The sequence below is a fragment of the Erwinia rhapontici genome, from assembly GCF_012271765.1.
GTDB classification, from domain to species: Bacteria; Pseudomonadota; Gammaproteobacteria; order Enterobacterales; family Enterobacteriaceae; genus Erwinia; species Erwinia rhapontici.
The window spans coordinates 109,560-132,031 of the sequence record NZ_VRKO01000017.1 but is presented as its reverse complement, the minus strand read 5'-3'; the positions used below and the strand labels follow the sequence as shown (position 1 = coordinate 132,031).

Below are 22,472 nucleotides of genomic sequence, written 5' to 3'. Positions count from 1 at the left end.
AACGTCAGCCAAAACACGGCCATTTGACCGAATGCCTGTTAAGGCATCGTCAGCATCGCTATAATCGCTGCATCTTTTCCTAATAACGGTACGCAAAATGATCCGCAGCATGACAGCTTATGCCCGACGCGAAACGAAAGGCGAATGGGGCAGCGCAGCCTGGGAGCTGCGTTCCGTCAACCAGCGCTATCTTGAAACCTATATTCGTCTGCCAGAGCAGTTTCGTGGCCTGGAACCGGTAATTCGTGAACGCATTCGTAATCGTCTAACCCGTGGGAAAATCGAAGTTAACCTGCGTTTCGACGCTGACCCGCGTGCCCAAAGTTCGCTGGTACTGAATGAAAAACTGGCCATCCAGCTGGTGCAGGCTGCCAACTGGGTCAAAATGCAGAGCGACGAGGGTGAAATCAATCCGGTCGATATCCTGCGCTGGCCTGGCGTGATGTCAGCCGAAGAGCAGGATCTGGATGCGATTTCTGCCCAGTTGCTGAAGGCGCTGGATGCTGCCATCGACGAATTTATTATTGCGCGTGAAAGCGAAGGCACGGCTCTGAAAGCGCTGATTGAACAGCGTCTGGAAGGGGTGAGCGCGGAAGTGATCAAAGTCCGTACGCATATGCCAGAAGTACTCAAATGGCAACGTGAACGACTGGTTACCCGCCTGGAAGAGGCGCAGGTACAGCTGGAAAATAATCGCCTGGAGCAAGAGCTGGTAATGCTGGCGCAGCGTGTGGACGTCGCGGAAGAGCTGGACCGTCTGGAAGCCCATGTGAAAGAAACCTATAACATCCTGAAGAAGAAGGAAGCGGTCGGCCGCCGCCTCGACTTTATGATGCAGGAGTTCAACCGTGAGTCGAACACACTGGGATCAAAATCCATTAATGCTGATATCACCGCTTCTGCCATTGAGCTGAAAGTGCTGATTGAGCAGATGAGAGAACAGATTCAGAACATCGAGTAATGCGATGCTCACTGTGTAAAAAAGCCCTGTTTACAGGGCTTTTTTATGCTGTTTTCCCGCCGCCAGCAACAGCGGCTCACGATAGATCCAGTGAAAACTGAAATCCTGTTCGCTGTGCAGACTTATTTCCCCGATGATCACTATATCCATCTGGCCTTTAGACAGCGATTAAAGTTAAACATTGATTCCTTTCATAGCGATTTTACAGTGAATATTATTCAGAACCACAATATCTGACGCATCGAGTATCAGGTCAGCAGCCGCTGCGTTCTCTGCGAGATACTGTGCAGGTATCAAAATCCTCGGCCAAACAGCAATAGGAAGAACGTCTCCGACAAGGTAAACTATCCCCTTACTTTATTATGGATTTACTTAAGGATTATCATGGAAACGTTACCTCCTTGCCCAAAATGTCACTCAGAATATAGCTGGCAAGATGGCGTGATGCTCAACTGCCCGGAATGTGGCCACGTGTGGGCTGATGGCGCTGACGCCGCGACTGATGACACCCTGATTGTTAAAGATGCCAACGGCAACCTGCTGGCAGATGGCGATAGCGTCACGGTGATTAAAGACCTTAAAGTCAAAGGCAGTTCAACACCGCTGAAGATTGGCACCAAAGTAAAAAGCATTCGCCTGGTAGAAGGTGACCACAATATTGACTGCAAAATCGATGGCTTTGGCCCGATGAAATTGAAGTCTGAGTTTGTGAAAAAGAACTGATCCCAGCCAGTAGCCTCTGCGCTACTGGTTCCCTTTCCTCACCCGCCCGATTTGCCCTCAGGATTGAAACTGCTAGTATCACAAGGCACCCGCACGGTGTTAGGGGCGTACGGCGCTCAACGGACCGGTTCAATATTCCCCAGGAGGCAGAGTGAACAAGACGTTAGGCGTGTTTTTCCCGCTTTATACCACTACGCTGTTAATGCTGCTCGGTTCCGGGTTGCTGACGACCTATGTTTCCCTGCGTCTGACATCGGCCCATGTCTCCGGCGGTCTGATCGGGGCCATTATTGCAGCGAACTACATCGGCCTGGTGATCGGCGGCAAAGTGGGTCATTTTCTCATCGCCCGCGTCGGCCATATTCGTACCTATGTTTCCTGCGCCGGTATTATTACCGCGGCCGTGCTGTGCCACGGGCTAACCGGGTTTATCCCGGTCTGGGTCGGGCTGCGGTTGATCATCGGTCTGTGCATGATGTGCCAATATATGGTGCTGGAAAGCTGGCTTAACGACCAGTCAGAATCTGAACAGCGTGGCAAAGTCTTTGGCTGCTATATGGTGGCGACCTACCTCGGCATGTCGCTCGGGCAGGTGGTGCTGATGCTGCAAACCGATCTGGGTCTGAGCACGTTGCTGTTAATCGCCCTCTGTTTCTCACTCTGTCTGGTGCCAATTGCCTTGACCACGCGGACACACGCCCGCCAGCTTTCCCCAGCCCCGATGGAGTTGCGGTATTTTATCGGTGCTATCCCTAAAGTACTCGCAACCACCCTCGCTATTGGCATGCTGGTCGGCTCTTTTTATGGACTGGCACCGGTTTATGCCAGTCAGCAAGATCTGACAACAGGCCAAACCGGTCTGTTTATGGCCATCGCTATTTTTGCCGGGCTGGTCGCACAGTTTCCTCTCAGCTGGTTGTCTGATCGCTATAACCGCACCCTGCTGATGCGACTAAATGCCATTGTGCTGATTGTTGCAGCGCTACCCCTGGCAGTCCTGCCACACATCAGTTTCTCGCTGCTGCTGGGGCTGGGTTTTATCGTCAGTATGCTGCAGTTTTCGCTATATCCTCTGGCTGTCGCTCTGGCGAATGACCTGGTTGAGCCGGAAAGACGCGTCTCACTGGCAGCGTGCCTGCTGATGGCCTTTGGTGTCGGCGCCAGTATTGGTCCACTGGTCGTAGGCCTGCTAATGGAGCCTCTGGGGGGCAATACGCTTTATGCCTTCTTTGCGCTGTGTGGCCTGATCATTGTCGGCCTGAGCAGAACAGTGAAGGAAGACGAGGCACAATTTGTTGAGGATGCGCCCGTTCCACATATTGCGATGCCAGACAGCCTGATGAGTTCTCCGCTTTCTCCGGCACTGAATCCGGCATTTGATGAACAGATGATTGAGGAAACGATGCCCTCTTTTGATAGCGAATCGCTGACGGAAGAAGAAGCAACCTCGGCACAGGGAGCCGACCCCGATGAAGAAACCGGACTGAAAAAAGCCTGGGAAAAATTGTAAGTCGTCAGACAGGCTGCTGACGGGAAATAACGCTTCCCACATCGAGAGACCAGGCTTTGCCCTGGTCTCTCACGATTCGAGCGTGCTGTTCTCTTGCAGAACAGAAGGACTGAATGTCCGACAGATACCACTTGCCCCACATGGGTAATACTGCCCCAATGATGCCCCTCGTGATGACAGTTAATCACCTGGGGCATTTTCGTCTTGGTGTCGCTACCAAAAATAAGAACAACCGCATTAGAAATAATCGCTACAACTGAAAAAATGGAAATAACCTTCCAACTAAATACTATTTTTACCTTACGATACCAAAAAACTAGATTAACCCTTTTGCGTATGCATAGCGTATCAGCTCAATGTTAGAGGAGACACCCAGCCTACGCATCGCATTATACTTTTGAGTGGAAATTGTGCTGATGGTTCTGTTTTGGCGCACTGCAATTTCTGACAACGTGTATCCAGAAGAGAATAGTCTAATCACCTCTAACTCTTTAGGAGTAAGAGGGCTTCCTTTTTCCTTTCCTTTTACTAGATAATTCTTAACATGGCTACATGATGAAGAGAAGAAATACCCTTGCTGGGTCATGACGTGTTGGCAAGCCATTACCGTTTCCTCTACAGGGTCAGATTTACTAACGATTGACTTAACGCCATAATCGCATGCACTTCTCAGAATGGCTGTATTACTTTGTGAGGTAAGCAGGACAACCTTCACATCAGGAAACCGCCCTTTTAGAGCACGAAGCTTGGCAAACCCATCCATCGTCGAACGGTCTGAACTCAATGAAAAATCAGTAATAACTATGTCCGTTTGTTTAGAAGCCAGACCTGACAATAAGTTTTTCCCACATATTGTTTCGTTTGAAACAACGAACAAATCGCTATTTTCGAACAGCATCTTTATCGAATATATGATATGTGGGTGGTCATCAGAGATTGCTATTGTGTGCCGGTTAGACATACTCCCTCCATGTAGATTATCATCACAGCCCTGAATAAACATTCCGTTCATTAACAATTTCACAAAACATCTTAAATGCGCTCAGTACGGAATGGCAAGCAATTTGCACCATATAAAAGCAAAGCATTGACTTACCTGTAATAAAAAAAACATAAATTAATGATGATAATTATAACCAGCTGGATATTTATAAATAAAATCTGAACACTTTAGAACAAAAAAATCATAAAATATAACTGTAAAACCAAACACAGAGAGACTTATTTATCAAACAATAATAATCAATAAAATCAGACAGACTCCATTCTGAAAACATCCATTTACACTCATTCCTATTTCATCTCCACGCATTTATTGTTTTGCTACGGCATTCATCGTTAGTGGCCCCCCGTTGAGCCGCCTCATACGACAAGGCTTCCCCTGTGAAAATTTCAGTCGCCGTTTTGACGCTAACCCCTTAGGATTGCCGCCAGGTTTTAAGGAGATGGCAATGTTACTCACGGTCCTTTATATCATCGGTATTACAGCGGAAGCCATGACAGGCGCACTGGCGGCTGGCCGTCGCAAGATGGATATGTTCGGTGTGATCATCATCGCGTCTGTCACCGCGATTGGCGGGGGTTCAGTCCGCGATATGCTGCTAGGACATTACCCACTCGGTTGGGTGAAACATCCTGAATACATCATGATTGTTGCTGCCGCCGCCGTCATCACTACGCTGGCAGCCCCCCTCATGCCCCACCTTCGTAAGGTTTTTCTTGTCCTTGATGCATTAGGCCTGGTGGTCTTTTCCATCATTGGTGCGCAGGTAGCGCTGGATATGGGGCACGCTGGAATTATTGCAGCCATCAGCGCAGTTGTGACGGGTGTGTTTGGCGGTGTTCTCCGCGATATGTTCTGCAACCAGATCCCCCTGGTTTTCCAGAAAGAGCTTTATGCTGGCATCGCCTTCGCCTCGGGCTGGGTCTATATTCTTTTGCTAAAAACCGCGCTGCCCACGGAAACTGTCATTATCATTACGCTGCTAGCCGGATTCATCGCTCGTTTGTTGGCGCTTCGTTTCAAACTGGGCTTGCCTGTATTCAATTACCCGCACGATGACCATTAATCTGATGATACAGCCAGGGCGGCCGGCTCCTCCAACCAATGGATAAGCTGCCGCACCTCCTGATGTTGCAGGAAATTGATAATCTTTTGCGCCAGCCCGTCACCAATACCGGGTAACGTCTGCCACTCCTCTACCGTGCGTGACAATAGCTGCGACCAGCTATCATCCACCAGTGCATTCATGGCCTTCTCAGGGATCGGAACACCTAATGCCCTGACCCAACGCTTGAAAGGCCGCTGTCGACTTAAGCGAAATTGCTGCCAGAAAAGATGTGATCTCGCCTCTCCGATTCCAGGAACAACCTTTAACTGTTCCTGCGACAGTGCCAGCCATGAAAACAAGTGTGTCAGATAGCCCGACTGAAGCAACTGCTGCCAGTTCTGGCGCCCCATACCCGTCAGGTTAAGCGCAGACTTACTGCTCAGCCACTCCAGCCGTGCCAGGAACTGCTGCCGACATTCTGGTGTCAGATGAAGGCAACTAAGATGACTGAAAGATGCCGCATCGGGAAACTGAGGATAATCTCGCTGCGCCACCCGCCACAGTACCTCATTCAGACGCGGGATCCCCTGACCCGCAAGATCAATACTGACGTGGTCTCCGGCGATCACATTCCATTTCCGCCAGCGTGACACTGAGCCAACATTCACCCGACTGATGCGTTTGTCATCCAGCTGTACTGGTTGCAGAATAAGCACCACATTCGTTTTTCCCGTACGGCCAACAGAAAACGCCACGGAACGGACTTCGCTGGTCGCTTGCGGTGGGGGATATTTCCAGGCCACCGCCCAGTTCCCCTGGCCAGGGATCCAGTTCCATCCCTGTTCCGATGGGAGGCTATGTACCACAACACCATCGGTAACAAAGGACAACGGCTGATGGAACCAGCGCTCACGCCAGCTTTCGACTTCGTCTGCGCCAGTCACTCTGTGCGTCCATTCACTGACATCGGGAAAACCCGCCTGACGCAGAGCCAACAGGCGCTGTGTTAAGTTTTCCGGTCCGTCTGGCCATGCCCAGACAAACAGACCGATATGCGGCAGCACTTCGGCAGGTGTTTTCGCCATTAATGCACCGGCAACAATTGAACGGGCATTTTTTCCCCCATCAGTAGCCTGCTGGTGATCGGTCATCTTGAGATACAATTCGCCCTGAAAAATCTGCTGCCTGGACAACAACGGAATCGTAAGGGGAATATCGCTAATCAACGCAGCTTTTGTCGTCCAGTCTTCGCCTGACAGGCCGTTACCACGACTGATCATCTTTACCAGTTTTCCCTGACGATAGATCAGCGTAACAGCCACTCCATCAATCTTCGGTTGTACCCAGAGCTCTCGCCTGTTCATCATCCAGTGGGCTACATCATCCTTACGGGACAGTTTTCGGACCCCGACATGGGCGACAGGATGTGACACCTTGCCATCGGTCTTCAGCACTGGCGGGTGAGGCTCGAGAGTGGGATGAAAACAACGTTGCCACTGCTGTAACTTACTGCGCAGAGCATCATAGTGCTCATCGGTCACCACGCTTTTCCCCTGACGATGGTAGAGGTCATCCCACTGAATGAGTTGGGCTTCAAGACCCGCGATCTCCTCCTCAGCGCGTGTGGGCGCCCAAACCGGACACATTGCCGAAACCCCGAGGCTAAAAAGCCAGACCAGTAAAATGAGATAGTGCATCCCTGCTTCTCCTGCGCATTCAATGAATACCCGGCAGTAAAACGCAGCAAAGGGGAACTGGCGAGGGGGAAAGCAGAATGATGGAAGCTGGCTTCAGGGGTTTCTGCTGCAGGGCACATCACACGACAAAAAACTTGAGAAACATTGTCCATTTCGACAGAAAAAGGCGTATTACAGGGCCTAAACGCTGCATCACGCGCTGCACCTGTGTATACTGTGCAGGAAGTAGACTCCGCTTTATTGGCATATCAAGAATAATCATGGCTCAAGGTACACTTTTTATTGTTTCCGCCCCCAGCGGCGCGGGTAAATCCAGTCTGATTCAGGCGTTGTTGAAAACGCAACCGCTGTACGATACTCAGGTATCTGTTTCCCACACCACACGTGGGGTACGGCCGGGTGAAAATCACGGTGAGCACTATTACTTCGTCAATCACGACGAATTCCGCACCATGATCAGCGAAGATGCGTTCCTCGAACATGCTGAAGTGTTCGGCAATTACTATGGAACATCGCGTAAAGCGATTGAACAAGTGTTGTCGACTGGCGTTGATGTGTTTCTTGATATTGACTGGCAGGGTGCAAAACAGATTCGCGAGAAAATGCCGGCAGCCCGCAGCATTTTTGTGCTGCCACCGTCGAAAGACGAACTGGACCGCCGCCTGCGTGGCCGCGGCCAGGACAGCGAAGAAGTGATTACCAAGCGTATGGCGCAGGCTGTTGCCGAAATGAGCCATTACGCAGAGTACGATTACCTGATCGTGAATGATGATTTCGATCTGGCCTTGTCCGATTTGAAAAACATTATTCGTGCAGAGCGTCTGCGTATGGCTCGTCAAAAAGCCCGTCATGATGCTTTAATCAGCAAACTATTGGCAGACTGAGGACAACTCAGTATGATGCCCAGTCATTTCGTCACCACCCGTGGAGTATCACACTTATGGCACGCGTAACCGTACAGGACGCAGTAGAAAAAATTGGTAACCGTTTTGACCTGGTTCTGGTAGCAGCACGTCGCGCACGTCAGATGCAGATTGGTGGTAAAGACCCACTGGTTCCTGAAGAGAACGACAAATCTACCGTTATCGCGCTGCGCGAAATCGAAGAAGGCCTGATCACGAATCAGATCCTCGACGTTCGCGATCGCCAGGAGCAGCAAGAGCAGGAAGCCGCTGAATTGCAGGCTGTTACCGCTATCGCTGAAGGTCGTCGTTAATTCGCTTTGAAGGCCCGCCTTGTATCTGTTTGAAAGCCTCAATCAGCTGATTGAAAAATACTTGCCTGAGGAGCAAATTAAGCGCCTCAAGCAAGCTTATCTTGTCGCACGTGATGCTCACGAGGGACAGACACGCTCCAGCGGTGAGCCTTATATCACCCACCCGGTCGCCGTAGCCTGCATCCTCGCTGAAATGAAGCTCGACCATGAAACACTGATGGCCGCACTTCTGCACGATGTTATCGAAGACACCCCCGCCACTTACCAGGATATGGAACAGCTGTTCGGTCAGACCGTTGCTGAACTGGTAGAAGGGGTTTCTAAGCTCGATAAACTGAAGTTCCGCGACAAAAAAGAAGCGCAGGCTGAAAACTTCCGCAAGATGATCATGGCGATGGTGCAAGATATCCGCGTCATTTTGATCAAGCTGGCCGACCGCACGCATAATATGCGCACCCTGGGTGCGCTGCGTCCGGATAAAAAACGCCGTATTGCGCAAGAAACACTCGAAATTTATAGCCCACTGGCACACCGCCTGGGTATACACCACCTGAAAACCGAGCTGGAAGAACTGGGCTTCGAAGCCCTGTATCCGAACCGCTATCGCGTGATTAAAGAGGTGGTGAAAGCCGCACGTGGCAACCGTAAAGAGATGATTCAGAAAATCCTCTCTGAAATTGACGGCCGCCTCGAAGAAGCGGGAATTACCCGCCGCGTCAGCGGTCGCGAAAAGCATCTCTATTCTATCTACTGCAAAATGCACCTGAAAGAGCAACGGTTCCATTCGATTATGGATATCTACGCTTTCCGGGTGATCGTGCGTGATGTGGATACCTGCTACCGCGTGCTGGGCCAGATGCACAGTTTATATAAACCGCGCCCAGGCCGGGTAAAAGACTACATCGCCATTCCTAAAGCCAACGGCTATCAATCCCTGCACACCTCAATGATCGGTCCTCACGGCGTCCCGGTTGAAGTGCAGATCCGTACTGAAGATATGGATCAGATGGCAGAGATGGGGGTCGCGGCGCACTGGGCTTATAAAGAACAGGGCGAAAGCAGCACTACCGCACAAATCCGCGCACAGCGTTGGTTGCAGAGCCTGCTGGAACTGCAACAAAGTGCCGGTAGCTCCTTTGAATTTATCGAGAGCGTGAAATCCGATCTGTTCCCGGATGAGATTTACGTTTTCACCCCAGAAGGGCGTATTGTCGAATTGCCGGCGGGTGCCACACCGGTTGACTTTGCCTACGCCGTTCACACCGACATTGGCCATGCCTGCGTCGGTGCACGCGTAGACCGCCAGCCTTACCCCCTGTCGCAGTCGCTGACCAGCGGCCAGACCGTGGAAATCATTACTGCACCAGGCGCCCGTCCGAACGCCGCCTGGCTGAACTTTGTCGTCAGCTCCAAAGCACGCGCCAAAATCCGTCAGTTGCTGAAAAACCTTAAGCGTGATGACTCCGTCAGCCTCGGCCGTCGTCTGCTTAATCATGCGCTGGGTGGCAGCCGTAAACTGGCAGAGATCCCTGAAGCTAACGTCCAGCATGAGCTGGAGCGCATGAAGATGGCGTCACTTGACGACCTGCTGGCTGAAATCGGTCTGGGTAACGCAATGAGTGTGGTCGTGGCGAAAAACCTGCAACAGAGCGACCAAAATGCTCCGGCCACCAGCACATCAACAACCAGCGGTACGCGTAGCAAGCTGCCGATCAAAGGGGCTGACGGTGTTTTGATCACGTTTGCCAAGTGCTGCCGTCCGATCCCCGGCGACCCGATTGTTGCTCACGTCAGTCCAGGCAAAGGTTTGGTCGTGCACCATGAATCCTGCCGTAATATCCGTGGCTATCAGAAAGAGCCCGAAAAATACATGGCGGTCGAGTGGGACAAGGTCACCGAGCAGGAGTTTGTGGCTGAAATTAAAGTGGATATGTTTAACCACCAGGGCGCACTGGCCAATCTGACTGCGGCGATCAATACCGCCGCTTCCAATATTCAGAGCCTGAACACCGAAGAGAAAGATGGTCGTGTGTACAGCGCCTTTATCCGTCTGACGGCGCGCGATCGTGTTCATCTGGCGAATATCATGCGTAAAATTCGCGTGATGCCGGATGTGATCAAGGTGCACCGCAACCGCAATTAAGGGAATGACGGAGCAAACCTCCGTCTTTTCCTGCTCCCCGATCGCCGGTCTGACGGAATGACTTATTTTTAGGGAGTCTACTTCGCATGAATGCTCAACGTTATGCCCGCATCCGCGCAATGCTTGCCGCCCGTCAGCACGATCTGACAGTGTGTATGGAGCAGGTGCATAAACCTCATAACGTTTCGGCGGTAATCCGTACTGCTGATGCCGTTGGCGTACATGAAGTCCACGCGGTGTGGCCGGGTAGCCGTATGCGCACCATGGTCTCTTCCGCCGCGGGGAGCAACAGCTGGGTGCAGGTTAAAACCCACCGCACCATCGCCGACGCCGTCACCCATCTGAAAGACCAGAACATGCAGATTCTGGCAACCAACCTTTCCGATAAAGCCGTCGATTTTCGTGAAATCGACTATACCCGCCCGACCTGCATTCTGATGGGTCAGGAAAAAACAGGCATCACTCAGGAAGCACTCGATCTCGCCGATCAGGACATCATCATTCCGATGATTGGGATGGTGCAGTCACTGAATGTGTCCGTTGCCTCTGCATTGATCCTCTATGAAGCCCAGCGCCAGCGGCAAAACGCCGGGATGTATCTGCGCGCAGAGAGCACGCTGGAATTCAGTGAACAGCAGCGGCTGCTGTTTGAAGGTGGCTATCCGGTGCTGGCCCGCGTGGCAAAGCATAAAGGGCTGCCCTATCCGGAAATCAACGATCGGGGTGAGGTCGTTGCCGACCCGGAATGGTGGGCTACCATGCAGTCCCGGGCGCGTAAATAATGCAGGGCCGCCTGCTGGATGCAGTGCCGCTTAACACGCTATCAGGCGTGGGTGCCAGCCAGACGGCGAAACTGGCCAAACTGGGCCTGCTGACCGTGCAGGACTTGCTGTTACACCTGCCAATGCGCTATGAAGATCGCACCCAACTGTATGCGATTAACGACCTGCTGCCGGGGATTTATGCCACGGTCGAAGGTGAAGTCCTGCATAGCGATATCTCATTTGGCCGCCGTCGAATGCTGACCTGTCAGATCAGCGATGGCAGTGGTGTGCTTACCCTGCGCTTTTTTAACTTCAATGCAGGAATGAAAAACAGCCTCGCGACCGGACGGCGCGTCACCGCTTACGGTGAGATCAAACGGGGTCAACGCGGCGCCGAAATCATCCATCCCGAATATAAGGTGCAGGGCGATCAGAGTGTCACTGAGCTTCAGGAAACGCTGACACCGGTTTACTCCACCACCGAAGGTATACGGCAGGCAACGCTACGTAACCTGACCGATCAGGCATTAACTCTGCTGGACACCTGTGCGATTGCTGAGCTGCTGCCGCCAGAACTGAGCCGGGGGTTAATCAGCCTGCCCAATGCGTTACGTACCCTGCACCGTCCGCCGCCCGATATGGCGCTGACCGATCTCGACAGCGGTACCCATCCGGCCCAGCGACGTTTGATTATGGAAGAACTGCTGGCGCATAACCTCAGCATGCTGGCGGTGCGTGCCGGAGCGCAGCGTTATCATGCGCTGCCGATGGAAACCCGCCACAATCTGAGTGAAAAACTGCTGGCGGCGCTGCCTTTCAAACCCACCAATGCACAGGCACGGGTGGTACGCGAGATCGAAACTGACCTTGCCCACGATTATCCAATGATGCGCCTGGTACAGGGCGATGTTGGCTCAGGTAAAACGCTGGTCGCCGCACTGGCTGCGTTGAATGTGATTGCTTACGGCAAGCAGGTGGCGCTGATGGCACCGACCGAGCTATTAGCCGAACAGCACGCGAATAATTTCCGTCAGTGGTTTGCGCCACTGGGGCTGGAAGTGGGTTGGCTGGCAGGAAAGCAGAAAGGTAAGGCGCGCATCGCACAACAGGAAGCCATTGCCAGCGGTCAGGTGTCAATGGTTGTCGGTACCCACGCCATCTTCCAGGAACAGGTACAGTTTAACGGCCTTGCGCTGGTGATTATCGATGAACAACATCGCTTTGGCGTCCACCAGCGTCTGGCGCTGTGGGAAAAAGGTGAGGAGCAGGGCTTCCATCCGCATCAGTTGATCATGACAGCCACCCCCATCCCCCGAACGCTGGCGATGACCGCCTATGCCGATCTGGATACCTCTACCATTGACGAACTGCCGCCAGGCAGAACGCCGGTGACAACGGTCGCCATCCCGGACACGCGCCGTGCCGATATCATTGCGCGAGTGAAAGGCGCCTGCGGCAGCGAAGGTCGCCAGGCCTACTGGGTCTGTACGCTGATTGAAGAATCTGAGTTGCTGGAAGCGCAGGCGGCCGAGGCCACCTGGGAAGAACTGAAGCTGGCCTTACCTGAGCTGAACATCGGGCTGGTGCATGGCCGTATGAAGTCACAGGACAAACAGGCCGTCATGCTGGCGTTTAAACAGGGTGAGATCCACCTGCTGATTGCGACTACCGTGATTGAGGTTGGGGTGGACGTTCCCAATGCCAGCCTGATGATTATTGAAAATCCTGAACGCCTGGGTCTTGCACAGCTTCACCAGTTACGCGGGCGCGTAGGCCGTGGTGCTGTCGCCTCTCATTGTGTACTGCTGTACAAAGCCCCATTAAGTAAAACCGCTCAAAAGCGCTTACAGGTGTTACGCGACAGCAACGATGGGTTTGTCATTGCCCAGTGCGATCTCGAAATTCGCGGCCCCGGTGAGCTCCTCGGGACGCGTCAAACCGGTAACGCCGAGTTTAAAGTGGCCGACCTGCTGCGTGACCAGGCGATGATCCCCGAGGTACAGCGCGTGGCACGCCATATTCACCAGCACTATCCGGAGCAGGCGGTCGCCCTGATTGAACGCTGGCTACCGGAAACCGAACGCTATACCAACGCCTGATCATGAATGTTTTCGATACCTGATCGCTGCGTTGGCAAACGATTGCTTTTACGCAAAAGAAGATTAAAATCGCCACTTTATTGCCCCGGGAAGCCTGAAGATGTCCGTTGAAACCCAAGATGCTGCCGCCGACCGTAGCCCTGTTGCTACCGGCAAAAGCGAACTGATTTACCGCCTTGAAGATCGTCCGCCGTTACCGCAAACCCTGTTTGCAGCCTGTCAGCATCTGCTGGCGATGTTTGTTGCCGTGATTACGCCGGCACTGCTGATTTGCCAGGCACTTGGCCTGCCTGCGCAAGATACGCAACATATTATCAGTATGTCCCTCTTTGCTTCCGGCGTGGCATCCATCCTGCAAATCAAAACCTGGGGACCGGTGGGTTCCGGTCTGTTGTCGATTCAGGGCACCAGCTTCAACTTTGTTACACCACTGATTATGGGTGGTCTGGCATTGAAAAACGGCGGCACTGACGTCCCAACGATGATGGCCGCCCTGTTCGGCACGCTGATGCTGGCCTCCTGCACCGAGATGGCACTGTCACGCGTACTGCATCTGGCGCGTCGTGTTATTACTCCGCTGGTTTCCGGTATTGTCGTGATGATTATCGGCCTGTCGTTGATCCAGGTCGGTCTGACCTCCATCGGTGGGGGGTTTGCCGCGATGAACGATCACACCTTTGGCGCACCGAAAAATCTGCTGCTGGCAGGTGCTGTGCTGGCGGTGATTATTCTGCTGAATCGCCAGCGTAACGCTTATCTGCGCGTCGCATCGCTGGTGATTGCGATGGCAGTCGGTTATCTGCTGGCCTGGGCGATGGGCATGCTGCCGGAAAACACGACCCCGGCAAATACCGCGCTGATCGCCATTCCTACTCCGTTTTATTATGGGTTGGGCATCGACTGGAACTTGCTGATCCCACTGATGCTGGTATTTATGGTGACTTCGCTGGAAACCATCGGTGATATCACCGCCACTTCTGATGTCTCCGAACAACCGGTCAGCGGCCCGCTGTATATGAAGCGTCTGAAAGGCGGCGTGTTGGCCAACGGCCTTAACTCGTTTGTTTCGGCATTGTTTAATACCTTCCCCAATTCGTGCTTCGGGCAGAATAACGGCGTGATCCAGTTAACTGGCGTGGCCAGCCGCTATGTCGGCTTTGTCGTGTCGTTAATGCTGATCGTACTCGGTCTGTTCCCGGCGGTCAGTGGCTTTGTGCAGCATATTCCTGAGCCCGTCCTCGGCGGTGCCACCATCGTGATGTTCGGGACCATTGCCGCTTCAGGCGTGCGCATTGTGTCACGCGAGCCGCTGAACCGCCGTGCAATTATGATTATCGCGCTGTCGTTAGCTGTCGGTCTGGGCGTTTCTCAGCAGCCGCTGATTTTACAATTTGCCCCTGACTGGCTGAAAACGCTGCTCTCTTCCGGTATTGCCGCAGGCGGTATCACTGCCATCATTCTGAATCTGGTTTTCCCGCAGGAAAAATAAACCTTTCTCTGTCCCGGATCCGGGCGGTTTAATTCCGCCCGAAGCCGGGACAGGTTGAGATACGGCGATAAATCAGGCATAACAATCCATTACCAGAATTCATAGGGATGGATGTGATGAAGTTCTTCGGCAAAGTATTACTCACCCTGCTGCTCCTGCTGCTGCTGGTGATAGTCACCGTCTATGTGCTGTTGCAAACCCAGTGGGGCGCAGGCTGGATTGGCCGTCAGGTCAGTGCCGACAGTGACTATCAGCTATCGCTCAGTAAGATGGAGCATGACTTTTCCGATCCCAGCCATCTGCTGTTAAACAATGTCTCCTTCGGCCGTAAAGGCCAGCCCGCAACACTGGTGGCTAAACGCGTCAATCTCGGGCTTGGGCTTATCCAGTTCAGTAACCCACTCCATTTCGCCAGCATTCGTCTTGAGCAGGGAACACTCAACCTCAGCGAAAAGAGCGCGCCGCTTTCATTACAAGCTGACCGCCTGCAACTGAGCCAGATGGCGTTAAACCGTAACCAGGGTGAATGGCCGTTACAGGCACAACGGGTTGACGGCGGTGTGATGCCGTGGAAACCGGAAGCCGGTAAGGTGCTCGGCAACGAGGCCAGCTTCCAGATGAGTGCTGGTTCGCTAACGTTGCAGGGCATTCCCGCCGCCAACGTGTTGATTCAGGGCAGTCTGAAAGGACAACAGCTTATCTTCAGTAATCTTGGCGCCGATGTGGCACTGGGATCCGTCACCGCCAGCGCGCAGCGCGATGTGAAAGGCGTCTGGCAGGTATCCAATCTACGTCTGAACAGCATCCGTCTTCAGAGTAATAAAAACCTTAGCGATTTCATGCAGCCCCTGCGCACACTGCCGGCGGTGCATTTTGACCGTGTTGACGTGACCGATGCGCGCCTTGAAGGGCAAGACTGGGCTGTCACCGATCTCGACCTGACCCTAAAAGATCTGAGCGTCAGTCACGGCGACTGGGAAAGTGATAACGGCTCACTGTCGATGAATGCCAGCAGTTTTGTGAATGGCAGCATGCAGTTGAACGATCCGATTGCCAATATGGACTTCACCGCGCAGGGCGTGGCGCTCACGCAGTTCAGCTCTCGCTGGGTCAACGGCCTGGTGCGGGCGCAGGGAAACTGGACGCGCAGCGACAAAAAACTGACGCTGGATGAGCTGGTCATCGCCGGGCTGGAATATACCCTGCCGCTGAACTGGCGTGATCACTGGATGCAACCTCTGCCCTCCTGGCTTGCGAGCGTTGAGGTGACCAAATTCAGCGCTAACCGCAACCTGATTATCGATATCAATCCGGACTTCCCGTTCCAGATGACGTCACTGGACGGTACGGGCAACCATCTGCTGATGGCTCGTCAACATCAGTGGGGAATCTGGTCAGGCGATCTGAGCGTCAATGCCGCCGAAGCCACGTTTAACCGTGTCGACCTGCGCCATCCCTCGCTGGCGCTCAACGCCGGGGATAATAGCATCAACGTGACGGAGATGAGTGCTTTCAGCCATGAAGGTATGCTGGAGGGCCTGGCCACGGTCAGCCAGCAACCGCAACGTACGCTATCGTTGACCCTGAGTGGCCGTCAGGTGCCCGTGAATGTGTTACATGACTGGGGCTGGCCACAGGTGCCACTGCAGGGTAACGGCAATCTCCAGCTGAAATTACAGGGCAGTCTGTCGGCGGCACAATCACTGAAATCGTCTGCTAATGGTGCGCTGACAGTGACGGCAGGCGAGAAATCGGTGCAACAGACCATGCAGGCAGGCCAGGTCGCTGGCGCGCAGTAATTCTCGTTCGGGGCAATATCTGCCCCGTCCGGGCTTCGCAACCTCACGCGGGTAAGGTATAGTCCGCTTTTTTACGGGGGAACTATGCTGACTAACTCATCCATTCGTCTTAACAAATACATTGGCGAGAGCGGTATCTGTTCTCGCCGCGATGCCGATCGTTACATCGAACAGGGAAATGTTTTTATTAACGGCAAGCGTGCCTCGGTGGGCGATCAGGTCTTTGCCGGCGATGTGGTGAAAGTGAACGGTCAGCTTATTGAACCGCGTAACGAAGACGATCTGGTGCTGATTGCACTGAACAAGCCTGTCGGTATCGTTAGCACTACGGAAGATGGAGAGCGCGACAACATCGTTGATTTCGTTAACCACAGCAAGCGCGTCTTCCCTATTGGCCGCCTGGACAAAGACTCTCAGGGATTGATCTTACTGACCAACCACGGCGATCTGGTCAATAAGATCCTCCGGGCCGGTAACGACCACGAAAAAGAGTACATCGTGACCGTCAACAAACCGGTTACCGAAGAGTTTATTCGCGGTCTGGGCGCAGGCGTGCCGATGCTCGGTACGGTCACCAAAAAATGTAAAGTGAAGAAAGAAGCTCCGTTTGTCTTTCGCATCACACTGGTACAGGGACTAAACCGTCAGATTCGCCGTATGGCCGAGCACTTTGGCTACGAGGTTACCAAGCTGGAACGTGTTCGTATTATGAACATCAGCCTGAAAGGCGTGCCGCCGGGAGAATGGCGCGATTTGACTGACGATGAACTGATCGCGTTATTTAAACTGATTGAGGATTCGTCCTCCGAAGATAAATCTGCGAAGAAAGCTCCGGCAAAAAAAACGACCGCGAAAAAGCCGGTATCAGGCGGGGCGAAATCCGCCGATAAAGCCCCTTCCAGTCCGGCGGGTCGCAAACGTTTTGACCAGCCAGGCCGTAAGAAAAAGGGCCGCTAAGGCCATTTTCTCATTAACCGCCGCACCCGCCCAGCTCTAACGGGCCGTCCGGGTCGGCGGGCAATACGATATATACCCCTTCAAACACCGCACCCGACTCATCGTTACCAAACAGTTCCACCTCCAGCTGCACACGCGCCTTACGGCCACGCGCCAGACGGTCAAGGTCGCCAGACAGTGATCCGAGGTCAGCGATTGCGCCCGGCTTACCGCTGATAGGCTTACTGTAACGAATATGGGCATCGGCCAGGATGATCGTCCCACCAAGGTGACGTTCACGCAACAACAGCCAGATAAGCCCCCACCCGGTGAGCGTCGCCAGTGAAAACAGGCTTCCGGCAAACAATGTGTGGTGAGGATTCTGGTTGCCGGTTTCCGGCATCGTGGTGATAAATTTCTGACCGGTATACTGCAGAATGCGCACGCCCATTTTTTCACTGAGCGGAATGTGCTGATACCAGGCCTGCTGCAACTGCCCACACCAGTCCGCACGGTGCAGAATATCATCCAGTGTCACCACGGGTTTAATCATCAGGAAATGGCGTACCGGCGTGGTTTGTGGCGCCGTGATTTCGCCCTGATTGAGGTAGCCAAGCTTAGAGAAGAAATCGACCGCATCTTCACGGGCGCTACACACCACGCGCTTGACCCCTTCCTGACGGGCAACAGACTCCAGCGTCATCGCCACCAGTGTTCCCAGGCCTTTCCCCTGGACAGACGGATGAACGGCGAGGAAGCGGATGGCGGCTTCGTTATCGGCATTGATATACAACCGGCCGATAGCCACCGGATTGCCCTGTTCGTCCACGACCATCTGATGATGCGCCAACGCATCCCAGGCATCACGTTCTGAGCCCATCGGCTGGTGTAATGGCTTACGCAGCATCTCCCAGCGGAACTGGTAATAGGTATCTAACTCTTCTGCAGTTTCTGGCACGCGGAGGTGATACATAAAATGGTTCTCTCTCTCAGGTCCCGCCAGGCCATTCCTTTGCCGCTCGGCTAGCTGCTTCAAACCTGCAGCCAGAAGGTCACGGGGCCATCATTAATCAACGCCACTTTCATATCAGCGGCGAAACGCCCGGTTTCCGTGGCTATTCCTTTATCACGACAGCAGGCAGCGAAATACTCATACAGTTTTTCAGCATCAGCGGGCGCAGCACCACCAGAAAAACTCGGACGCATCCCTTTTTTGGTGTCAGCCGCCAGTGTGAACTGCGACACGACCAGAACACTTCCCCCCGCCTGTTGCACGTTGAGATTCATCTTGTCGTTTTCGTCGCCGAAGATACGGTAACCAAGGACTTTATCGACTAACTTTTTCGCGTGCTCAGGCGTATCGCCTTTCTCCACACCCAGTAAAATCAGTAGCCCAGGCCCGATTTCCCCGATGGTTTCCCCCGCCACTGTCACGCTGGCGGATAACGCCCGTTGAATTAAGGCAATCATGATTCTTCGTTCTCTCTTTCTTGTTCTTCTTGTTTAAGCTGGCGGTAATCCCCCAGCGTGGCGGTAATTTCTGCCCCTAATAAAACAATACACCAGGTCCAGTAAACCCATAAAAAAAGAATGGGAATAACAGCAAGCACGCCGTAAATCAGCTGGTACGAGGGAAACATCGTAACATACAGCGCAAAGCCCTTTTTACCCAGTTCGAAGAGTAACCCGGCAACGACCGCACCGATTAGCGCATCGCGCCCTGCCACCTGGGTGGTCGGGACAATGCTGTACAGCAGCCAGAACGACAGGCAGGAGAGCAGCAGCGGGAATATCCGTAACCCGACATCCACCAGCATGCTCACGCCGCTGACCGTCGCCCAGTGTAACGACAGCAGATAGGAGCTGATCGCCAGGCTGGCACCCGCCAACAGCGGCCCGAGGGTCAGAATCATCCAGTAGACGGCAAACGAGTAGACCAGTGGCCGCTTACGTTTACTGCGCCAGATGGTGTTAAGCGCCGAGTCTATCGAATACATTAACAAGAGCGCAGTGAACACCAGACCACCGACGCCAACAGCGGTCATTTTGCTGACGTTAGCCACAAACTGTTCCAGATAGTTTTGGATCGTGGCGCCAGCCGCTGGCACAAAGTTGTTAAAGACGAAGTTTTTCAGCTGAATACTGGCATCAGAAAACATCGGGAAAGCGGCAAACAGGGCAAAGACCACGGCAATCAGTGGCACCAGCGACAGTAACGAGACATAGGCCAGGTGCCCGGCCAGCATGGTCATGCCATCTTCATCAATGCGTTGCCACAGCAGCTTCACCCATGCCCAAAAGGCCCGTAGTCGGTGCCGATAATGATTGAGAAAGCGCATTTATTGGCGATCGGCAAAGAAAGCCGGTAACACGCTGGCATCGGTAATCAGCAGGCTGTGAATACCGAGCTTGCGCGCCGCTTCAATGTTATCGGGGTTATCATCAAAGAAGATCGCTTCTTCAGCGGAGAACTCTTCTTCATTGAGCAGGTGTTGATAGATCGCCGGGTCAGGTTTACGCAATCCCATTTCCTGCGACAGATAGACTTTGTCGGCGGCAGCATTCACCTCCGGATATTGTGACGGCCAGAACTGACAGTGCAGACGGTTAGTGTTTGACAGGATAACCACGCGCTCACCCTGCTGACGCAATTTATGCATGATGGCAATGACTTCCGGGCGCACGCCGACGAACACCGCCTGCCAACCGGCAGCAAACTGTTCATAGCTTAATGACAGCCCCAGCTCATCAGACATTTTTTGTGCGAACGCTTCGTCACTTATTTCACCACGCTCGTGCTGGTGAAAACTCTCGCCCATTTGAAAACGACTTTGCAGCGTCGAGAGTGGTACGCGGCTCAGATCGCTCCAGACACCGAGAACCCGGTTGAAATCAATATCAACAATGACGTTACCTAAATCAAAGATATACAGCATGGCCATCTCCTTTTGTTCCGGTGAGTTATTCACTCTAGCGGTAAATGGAGAGACTGAACAGGTGAGGATTTTGAAAACTGCGGAGAAGATTCAGAAGGAAGCTCAGGACCGGAGAAAACTCCGGCCCTGAGAAAAGCGGTATTACGCTTCTTTCGGACCGCGGCTTGCGCGCTTACGGTCGTTTTCAGTCAGGTGACGTTTACGGATACGTACAGACTGTGGAGTCACTTCGACCAGTTCGTCATCATCAATGAACTCAAGCGCCTGCTCGAGGGTCATTTTCTGAGGTGGAACCAGAGTGGTGGCTTCATCAGTACCGGAAGCACGCATGTTGGTCAGCTTCTTACCGGTCAGGCAGTTCACAGTCAGGTCGTTAGAACGTGAGTGAATACCGATGATCTGGCCTTCATACACTTCAGCACCGTGGCCGAGGAACAGCTTACCGCGATCCTGCAGGCTGAACAGGGCGAACGCGACTGCTTTACCCTGGCCGTTAGAGATCAGCACGCCGTTCTGACGCTGGCCAACTTCGCCTTGACGCACATCGTCGTAGTGGCTGAAGGTGGAGTACAGCAGACCGGTACCGGAAGTCATGGTCATGAATTCGTTACGGAAACCGATCAGACCACGGCTTGGGATCTCATAGTCGAGACGCACACGGCCTTTGCCATCCGGATCCATGTTTTTCATGTCACCTTTACGCTCACCCATCGCCTGCATCACAGAACCCTGATGCTGTTCTTCGATGTCGAGGGTCACGTTTTCGAATGGCTCCTGCTTGCGGCCTTCGAATTCACGGAAGATAACTTTTGGACGGGATACCGCCAGCTCGAAACCTTCACGACGCATGTTTTCGATCAGAACTGACAGGTGAAGTTCACCACGACCTGATACGCGGAAGGCGTCAGCATCTGGGGTTTCTTCAACACGCAGTGCCACGTTGTGCACCAGTTCTTTGTTCAGACGGTCAAGGATCTGACGTGAAGTCACATACTTACCTTCTTTACCGCAGAACGGAGAGGTGTTAACGCAGAAGAACATGGTAACCGTTGGTTCATCAACGCTCAGGGCTGGCAGCGCTTCCACATTCTGAGTATCACAGATGGTGTCAGAGATGTTCAGTTCGCCCAGACCGGTGATAGCGATGATGTCGCCGGCTTCCGCTTCAGTCGCTTCGATACGCTCCAGGCCCATATGGGTCAGAACTTTACCGACTTTAGCGTTACGGGTTTTGCCTTCGCTGTTGATCACAGTGATCTGCTGGTTAGGACGCACTTTACCGCGCTTGATACGGCCGATACCGATAACACCCAGGTAGTTGTTGTAGTCCAGCTGGGAGATTTGCATCTGCAGCGGGGCTTCCAGCTCAACCTGTGGTGGAGAGACGTGCTTAACAATCGCCTCATACAGCGGGGTCATGTCTTCCGCCATATCGTTGTGATCCAGGCCTGCAATACCGTTCAGGGCTGAAGCATAGATAATCGGGAAGTCGAGCTGCTCGTCGGTCGCATCCAGGTTAACGAACAGGTCAAACACCTGATCAACAACCCAGTCAGGACGCGCGCCAGGGCGGTCGACTTTGTTAATTACCACGATCGGCTTCAGACCATTAGCAAACGCTTTTTTGGTCACGAAACGGGTTTGCGGCATCGGGCCATCCATTGCATCCACAACCAGCAGCACCGAGTCGACCATTGACATCACACGCTCTACCTCACCGCCGAAGTCGGCGTGTCCTGGGGTATCCACGATGTTGATGCGGTAGTCATTCCATTTAATGGCGGTGTTTTTTGCGAGGATGGTAATCCCACGCTCTTTCTCCAAATCGTTGGAGTCCATTACGCGTTCGGTTGCTTCGGTACGGGCATCAAAGGTCCCGGACTGCTGCAGCAACTTATCAACCAGGGTAGTTTTACCATGGTCAACGTGGGCAATAATGGCGATGTTACGCAAATTTTCGATCACAGCTTTGCCTCAGGCATTAGAAATAGCGCGCTATTGTACACGGATTAATCGAAGGACTGAACAGGATCACATATTTCATATAAAGATAACTGTCCGGATTGCATTTACAGCCATTTTCAGTGCAAACATTGCACTTGGACGAAAATTTGCACCAAAAGAGTGCCCATTTATCATTCAATGGCA

The 22,472-nt window shown here is 53.1% G+C and carries 19 protein-coding genes; 12 read left to right on the top strand and 7 right to left on the bottom strand.

What is annotated here, in order from left to right; translation table 11 throughout:
• The first annotated feature begins 97 nt into the window (after positions 1-97).
• The 3 genes from FVB43_RS22280 (at position 98) to FVB43_RS22270 (ending at position 3,194) form a co-directional block, all read left to right on the top strand.
• Complete coding sequence (locus tag FVB43_RS22280) at positions 98-961, top strand: YicC/YloC family endoribonuclease (protein WP_133846455.1); 864 nt, start codon at positions 98-100, stop codon at positions 959-961.
• A gap of 384 nt (positions 962-1,345) precedes the next feature.
• Positions 1,346-1,684 carry a zinc ribbon domain-containing protein YjdM gene (locus FVB43_RS22275; protein WP_133846456.1) on the top strand — a complete coding sequence of 113 codons (339 nt, stop codon included), beginning with the start codon at positions 1,346-1,348 and terminating at the stop codon, positions 1,682-1,684.
• A 151-nt stretch (positions 1,685-1,835) separates the two neighbouring features.
• A complete protein-coding gene (locus FVB43_RS22270; RefSeq protein ID WP_133846457.1) occupies positions 1,836-3,194 on the top strand; it encodes an MFS transporter in 1,359 nt (452 codons plus the stop codon).
• Between the two features lie 316 nt (positions 3,195-3,510).
• Here the strand turns inward: FVB43_RS22270 and FVB43_RS22265 are convergent, their stop codons facing one another.
• Positions 3,511-4,155, bottom strand: coding sequence for a response regulator (locus tag FVB43_RS22265; RefSeq protein WP_133846458.1), 645 nt, complete (start codon positions 4,153-4,155; stop codon positions 3,511-3,513).
• Positions 4,156-4,645: 490 nt separating this feature from the next.
• Between FVB43_RS22265 and FVB43_RS22260 the strand changes: the two genes are divergently transcribed.
• Positions 4,646-5,263 (top strand): trimeric intracellular cation channel family protein, encoded by a 618-nt coding sequence (locus tag FVB43_RS22260; RefSeq protein ID WP_133846459.1) that lies wholly within the window; start codon positions 4,646-4,648, stop codon positions 5,261-5,263.
• Here FVB43_RS22260 and ligB read toward each other — a convergent pair.
• A complete protein-coding gene (gene ligB, locus FVB43_RS22255) occupies positions 5,260-6,942 on the bottom strand; it encodes an NAD-dependent DNA ligase LigB (RefSeq protein WP_133846460.1) in 1,683 nt (560 codons plus the stop codon). The genes FVB43_RS22260 and ligB overlap by 4 nt on opposite strands.
• A 260-nt stretch (positions 6,943-7,202) precedes the next feature.
• On the opposite strand from ligB, the gene gmk reads away from it, so the two are divergent.
• From gmk to rluF, 8 genes are all read left to right on the top strand, one after another.
• On the top strand, positions 7,203-7,826 hold the full coding sequence (gmk, locus tag FVB43_RS22250; RefSeq protein ID WP_133846461.1) for a guanylate kinase: 624 nt from the start codon (positions 7,203-7,205) through the stop codon (positions 7,824-7,826).
• 56 nt (positions 7,827-7,882) lie between these two features.
• Entirely contained in the window at positions 7,883-8,158 is a 276-nt protein-coding gene (gene rpoZ, locus FVB43_RS22245; RefSeq protein ID WP_133846462.1) for a DNA-directed RNA polymerase subunit omega, read from the top strand.
• Between the two features lie 19 nt (positions 8,159-8,177).
• On the top strand, positions 8,178-10,301 hold the full coding sequence (spoT, locus tag FVB43_RS22240; protein ID WP_133846463.1) for a bifunctional GTP diphosphokinase/guanosine-3',5'-bis pyrophosphate 3'-pyrophosphohydrolase: 2,124 nt from the start codon (positions 8,178-8,180) through the stop codon (positions 10,299-10,301).
• Between the two features lie 86 nt (positions 10,302-10,387).
• Positions 10,388-11,083 carry a tRNA (guanosine(18)-2'-O)-methyltransferase TrmH gene (gene trmH / locus FVB43_RS22235; protein ID WP_133846464.1) on the top strand — a complete coding sequence of 232 codons (696 nt, stop codon included), beginning with the start codon at positions 10,388-10,390 and terminating at the stop codon, positions 11,081-11,083.
• Complete coding sequence (gene recG / locus FVB43_RS22230; protein WP_167864793.1) at positions 11,083-13,164, top strand: ATP-dependent DNA helicase RecG; 2,082 nt, start codon at positions 11,083-11,085, stop codon at positions 13,162-13,164. The genes trmH and recG overlap by 1 nt, the downstream gene beginning before the upstream one ends.
• A gap of 100 nt (positions 13,165-13,264) precedes the next feature.
• A complete protein-coding gene (locus FVB43_RS22225; protein ID WP_159338303.1) occupies positions 13,265-14,653 on the top strand; it encodes a nucleobase:cation symporter-2 family protein in 1,389 nt (462 codons plus the stop codon).
• A 116-nt stretch (positions 14,654-14,769) separates the two neighbouring features.
• A complete protein-coding gene (locus tag FVB43_RS22220) occupies positions 14,770-16,452 on the top strand; it encodes an AsmA family protein (RefSeq protein WP_159338302.1) in 1,683 nt (560 codons plus the stop codon).
• A gap of 84 nt (positions 16,453-16,536) precedes the next feature.
• Positions 16,537-17,409, top strand: coding sequence for a 23S rRNA pseudouridine(2604) synthase RluF (rluF, locus tag FVB43_RS22215; protein ID WP_133846468.1), 873 nt, complete (start codon positions 16,537-16,539; stop codon positions 17,407-17,409).
• A gap of 13 nt (positions 17,410-17,422) precedes the next feature.
• On the opposite strand, the gene fabY is transcribed toward rluF, so the two are convergent.
• The 5 genes from fabY to typA form a co-directional block, all read right to left on the bottom strand.
• Positions 17,423-18,361 carry a fatty acid biosynthesis protein FabY gene (fabY, locus tag FVB43_RS22210; protein WP_167864792.1) on the bottom strand — a complete coding sequence of 313 codons (939 nt, stop codon included), beginning with the start codon at positions 18,359-18,361 and terminating at the stop codon, positions 17,423-17,425.
• Between the two features lie 59 nt (positions 18,362-18,420).
• Positions 18,421-18,858: a D-aminoacyl-tRNA deacylase gene (gene dtd / locus FVB43_RS22205; RefSeq protein WP_133846470.1), complete on the bottom strand. Its 438-nt coding sequence runs from the start codon at positions 18,856-18,858 to the stop codon at positions 18,421-18,423.
• Positions 18,855-19,727, bottom strand: a complete 873-nt coding sequence (locus FVB43_RS22200; RefSeq protein ID WP_133846471.1) for a virulence factor BrkB family protein — start codon at positions 19,725-19,727, stop codon at positions 18,855-18,857. The genes dtd and FVB43_RS22200 overlap by 4 nt, the downstream gene beginning before the upstream one ends.
• Positions 19,728-20,324, bottom strand: coding sequence for a glucose-1-phosphatase (gene yihX, locus FVB43_RS22195; RefSeq protein WP_133846472.1), 597 nt, complete (start codon positions 20,322-20,324; stop codon positions 19,728-19,730).
• Positions 20,325-20,465: 141 nt separating this feature from the next.
• Positions 20,466-22,289 (bottom strand): ribosome-dependent GTPase TypA, encoded by a 1,824-nt coding sequence (gene typA / locus FVB43_RS22190; RefSeq protein WP_133846473.1) that lies wholly within the window; start codon positions 22,287-22,289, stop codon positions 20,466-20,468.
• Between the last annotated feature and the right edge of the window lie 183 nt (positions 22,290-22,472).

Coding starts and splice junctions, on each gene's coding strand:
- gmk (WP_133846461.1), top strand. CDS start 7,203: ATGGCTCAAGGTACACTTTTTATTGTTTCCGCCCCCAGCGGCGCGGGT.
- trmH (WP_133846464.1), top strand. CDS start 10,388: ATGAATGCTCAACGTTATGCCCGCATCCGCGCAATGCTTGCCGCCCGT.
- FVB43_RS22225 (WP_159338303.1), top strand. CDS start 13,265: ATGTCCGTTGAAACCCAAGATGCTGCCGCCGACCGTAGCCCTGTTGCT.
- fabY (WP_167864792.1), bottom strand. CDS start 18,361: ATGTATCACCTCCGCGTGCCAGAAACTGCAGAAGAGTTAGATACCTAT.
- FVB43_RS22220 (WP_159338302.1), top strand. CDS start 14,770: ATGAAGTTCTTCGGCAAAGTATTACTCACCCTGCTGCTCCTGCTGCTG.
- dtd (WP_133846470.1), bottom strand. CDS start 18,858: ATGATTGCCTTAATTCAACGGGCGTTATCCGCCAGCGTGACAGTGGCG.
- FVB43_RS22200 (WP_133846471.1), bottom strand. CDS start 19,727: ATGCGCTTTCTCAATCATTATCGGCACCGACTACGGGCCTTTTGGGCA.
- FVB43_RS22260 (WP_133846459.1), top strand. CDS start 4,646: ATGTTACTCACGGTCCTTTATATCATCGGTATTACAGCGGAAGCCATG.
- FVB43_RS22265 (WP_133846458.1), bottom strand. CDS start 4,155: ATGTCTAACCGGCACACAATAGCAATCTCTGATGACCACCCACATATC.
- yihX (WP_133846472.1), bottom strand. CDS start 20,324: ATGCTGTATATCTTTGATTTAGGTAACGTCATTGTTGATATTGATTTC.
- ligB (WP_133846460.1), bottom strand. CDS start 6,942: ATGCACTATCTCATTTTACTGGTCTGGCTTTTTAGCCTCGGGGTTTCG.
- FVB43_RS22275 (WP_133846456.1), top strand. CDS start 1,346: ATGGAAACGTTACCTCCTTGCCCAAAATGTCACTCAGAATATAGCTGG.
- FVB43_RS22280 (WP_133846455.1), top strand. CDS start 98: ATGATCCGCAGCATGACAGCTTATGCCCGACGCGAAACGAAAGGCGAA.
- rluF (WP_133846468.1), top strand. CDS start 16,537: ATGCTGACTAACTCATCCATTCGTCTTAACAAATACATTGGCGAGAGC.
- rpoZ (WP_133846462.1), top strand. CDS start 7,883: ATGGCACGCGTAACCGTACAGGACGCAGTAGAAAAAATTGGTAACCGT.
- recG (WP_167864793.1), top strand. CDS start 11,083: ATGCAGGGCCGCCTGCTGGATGCAGTGCCGCTTAACACGCTATCAGGC.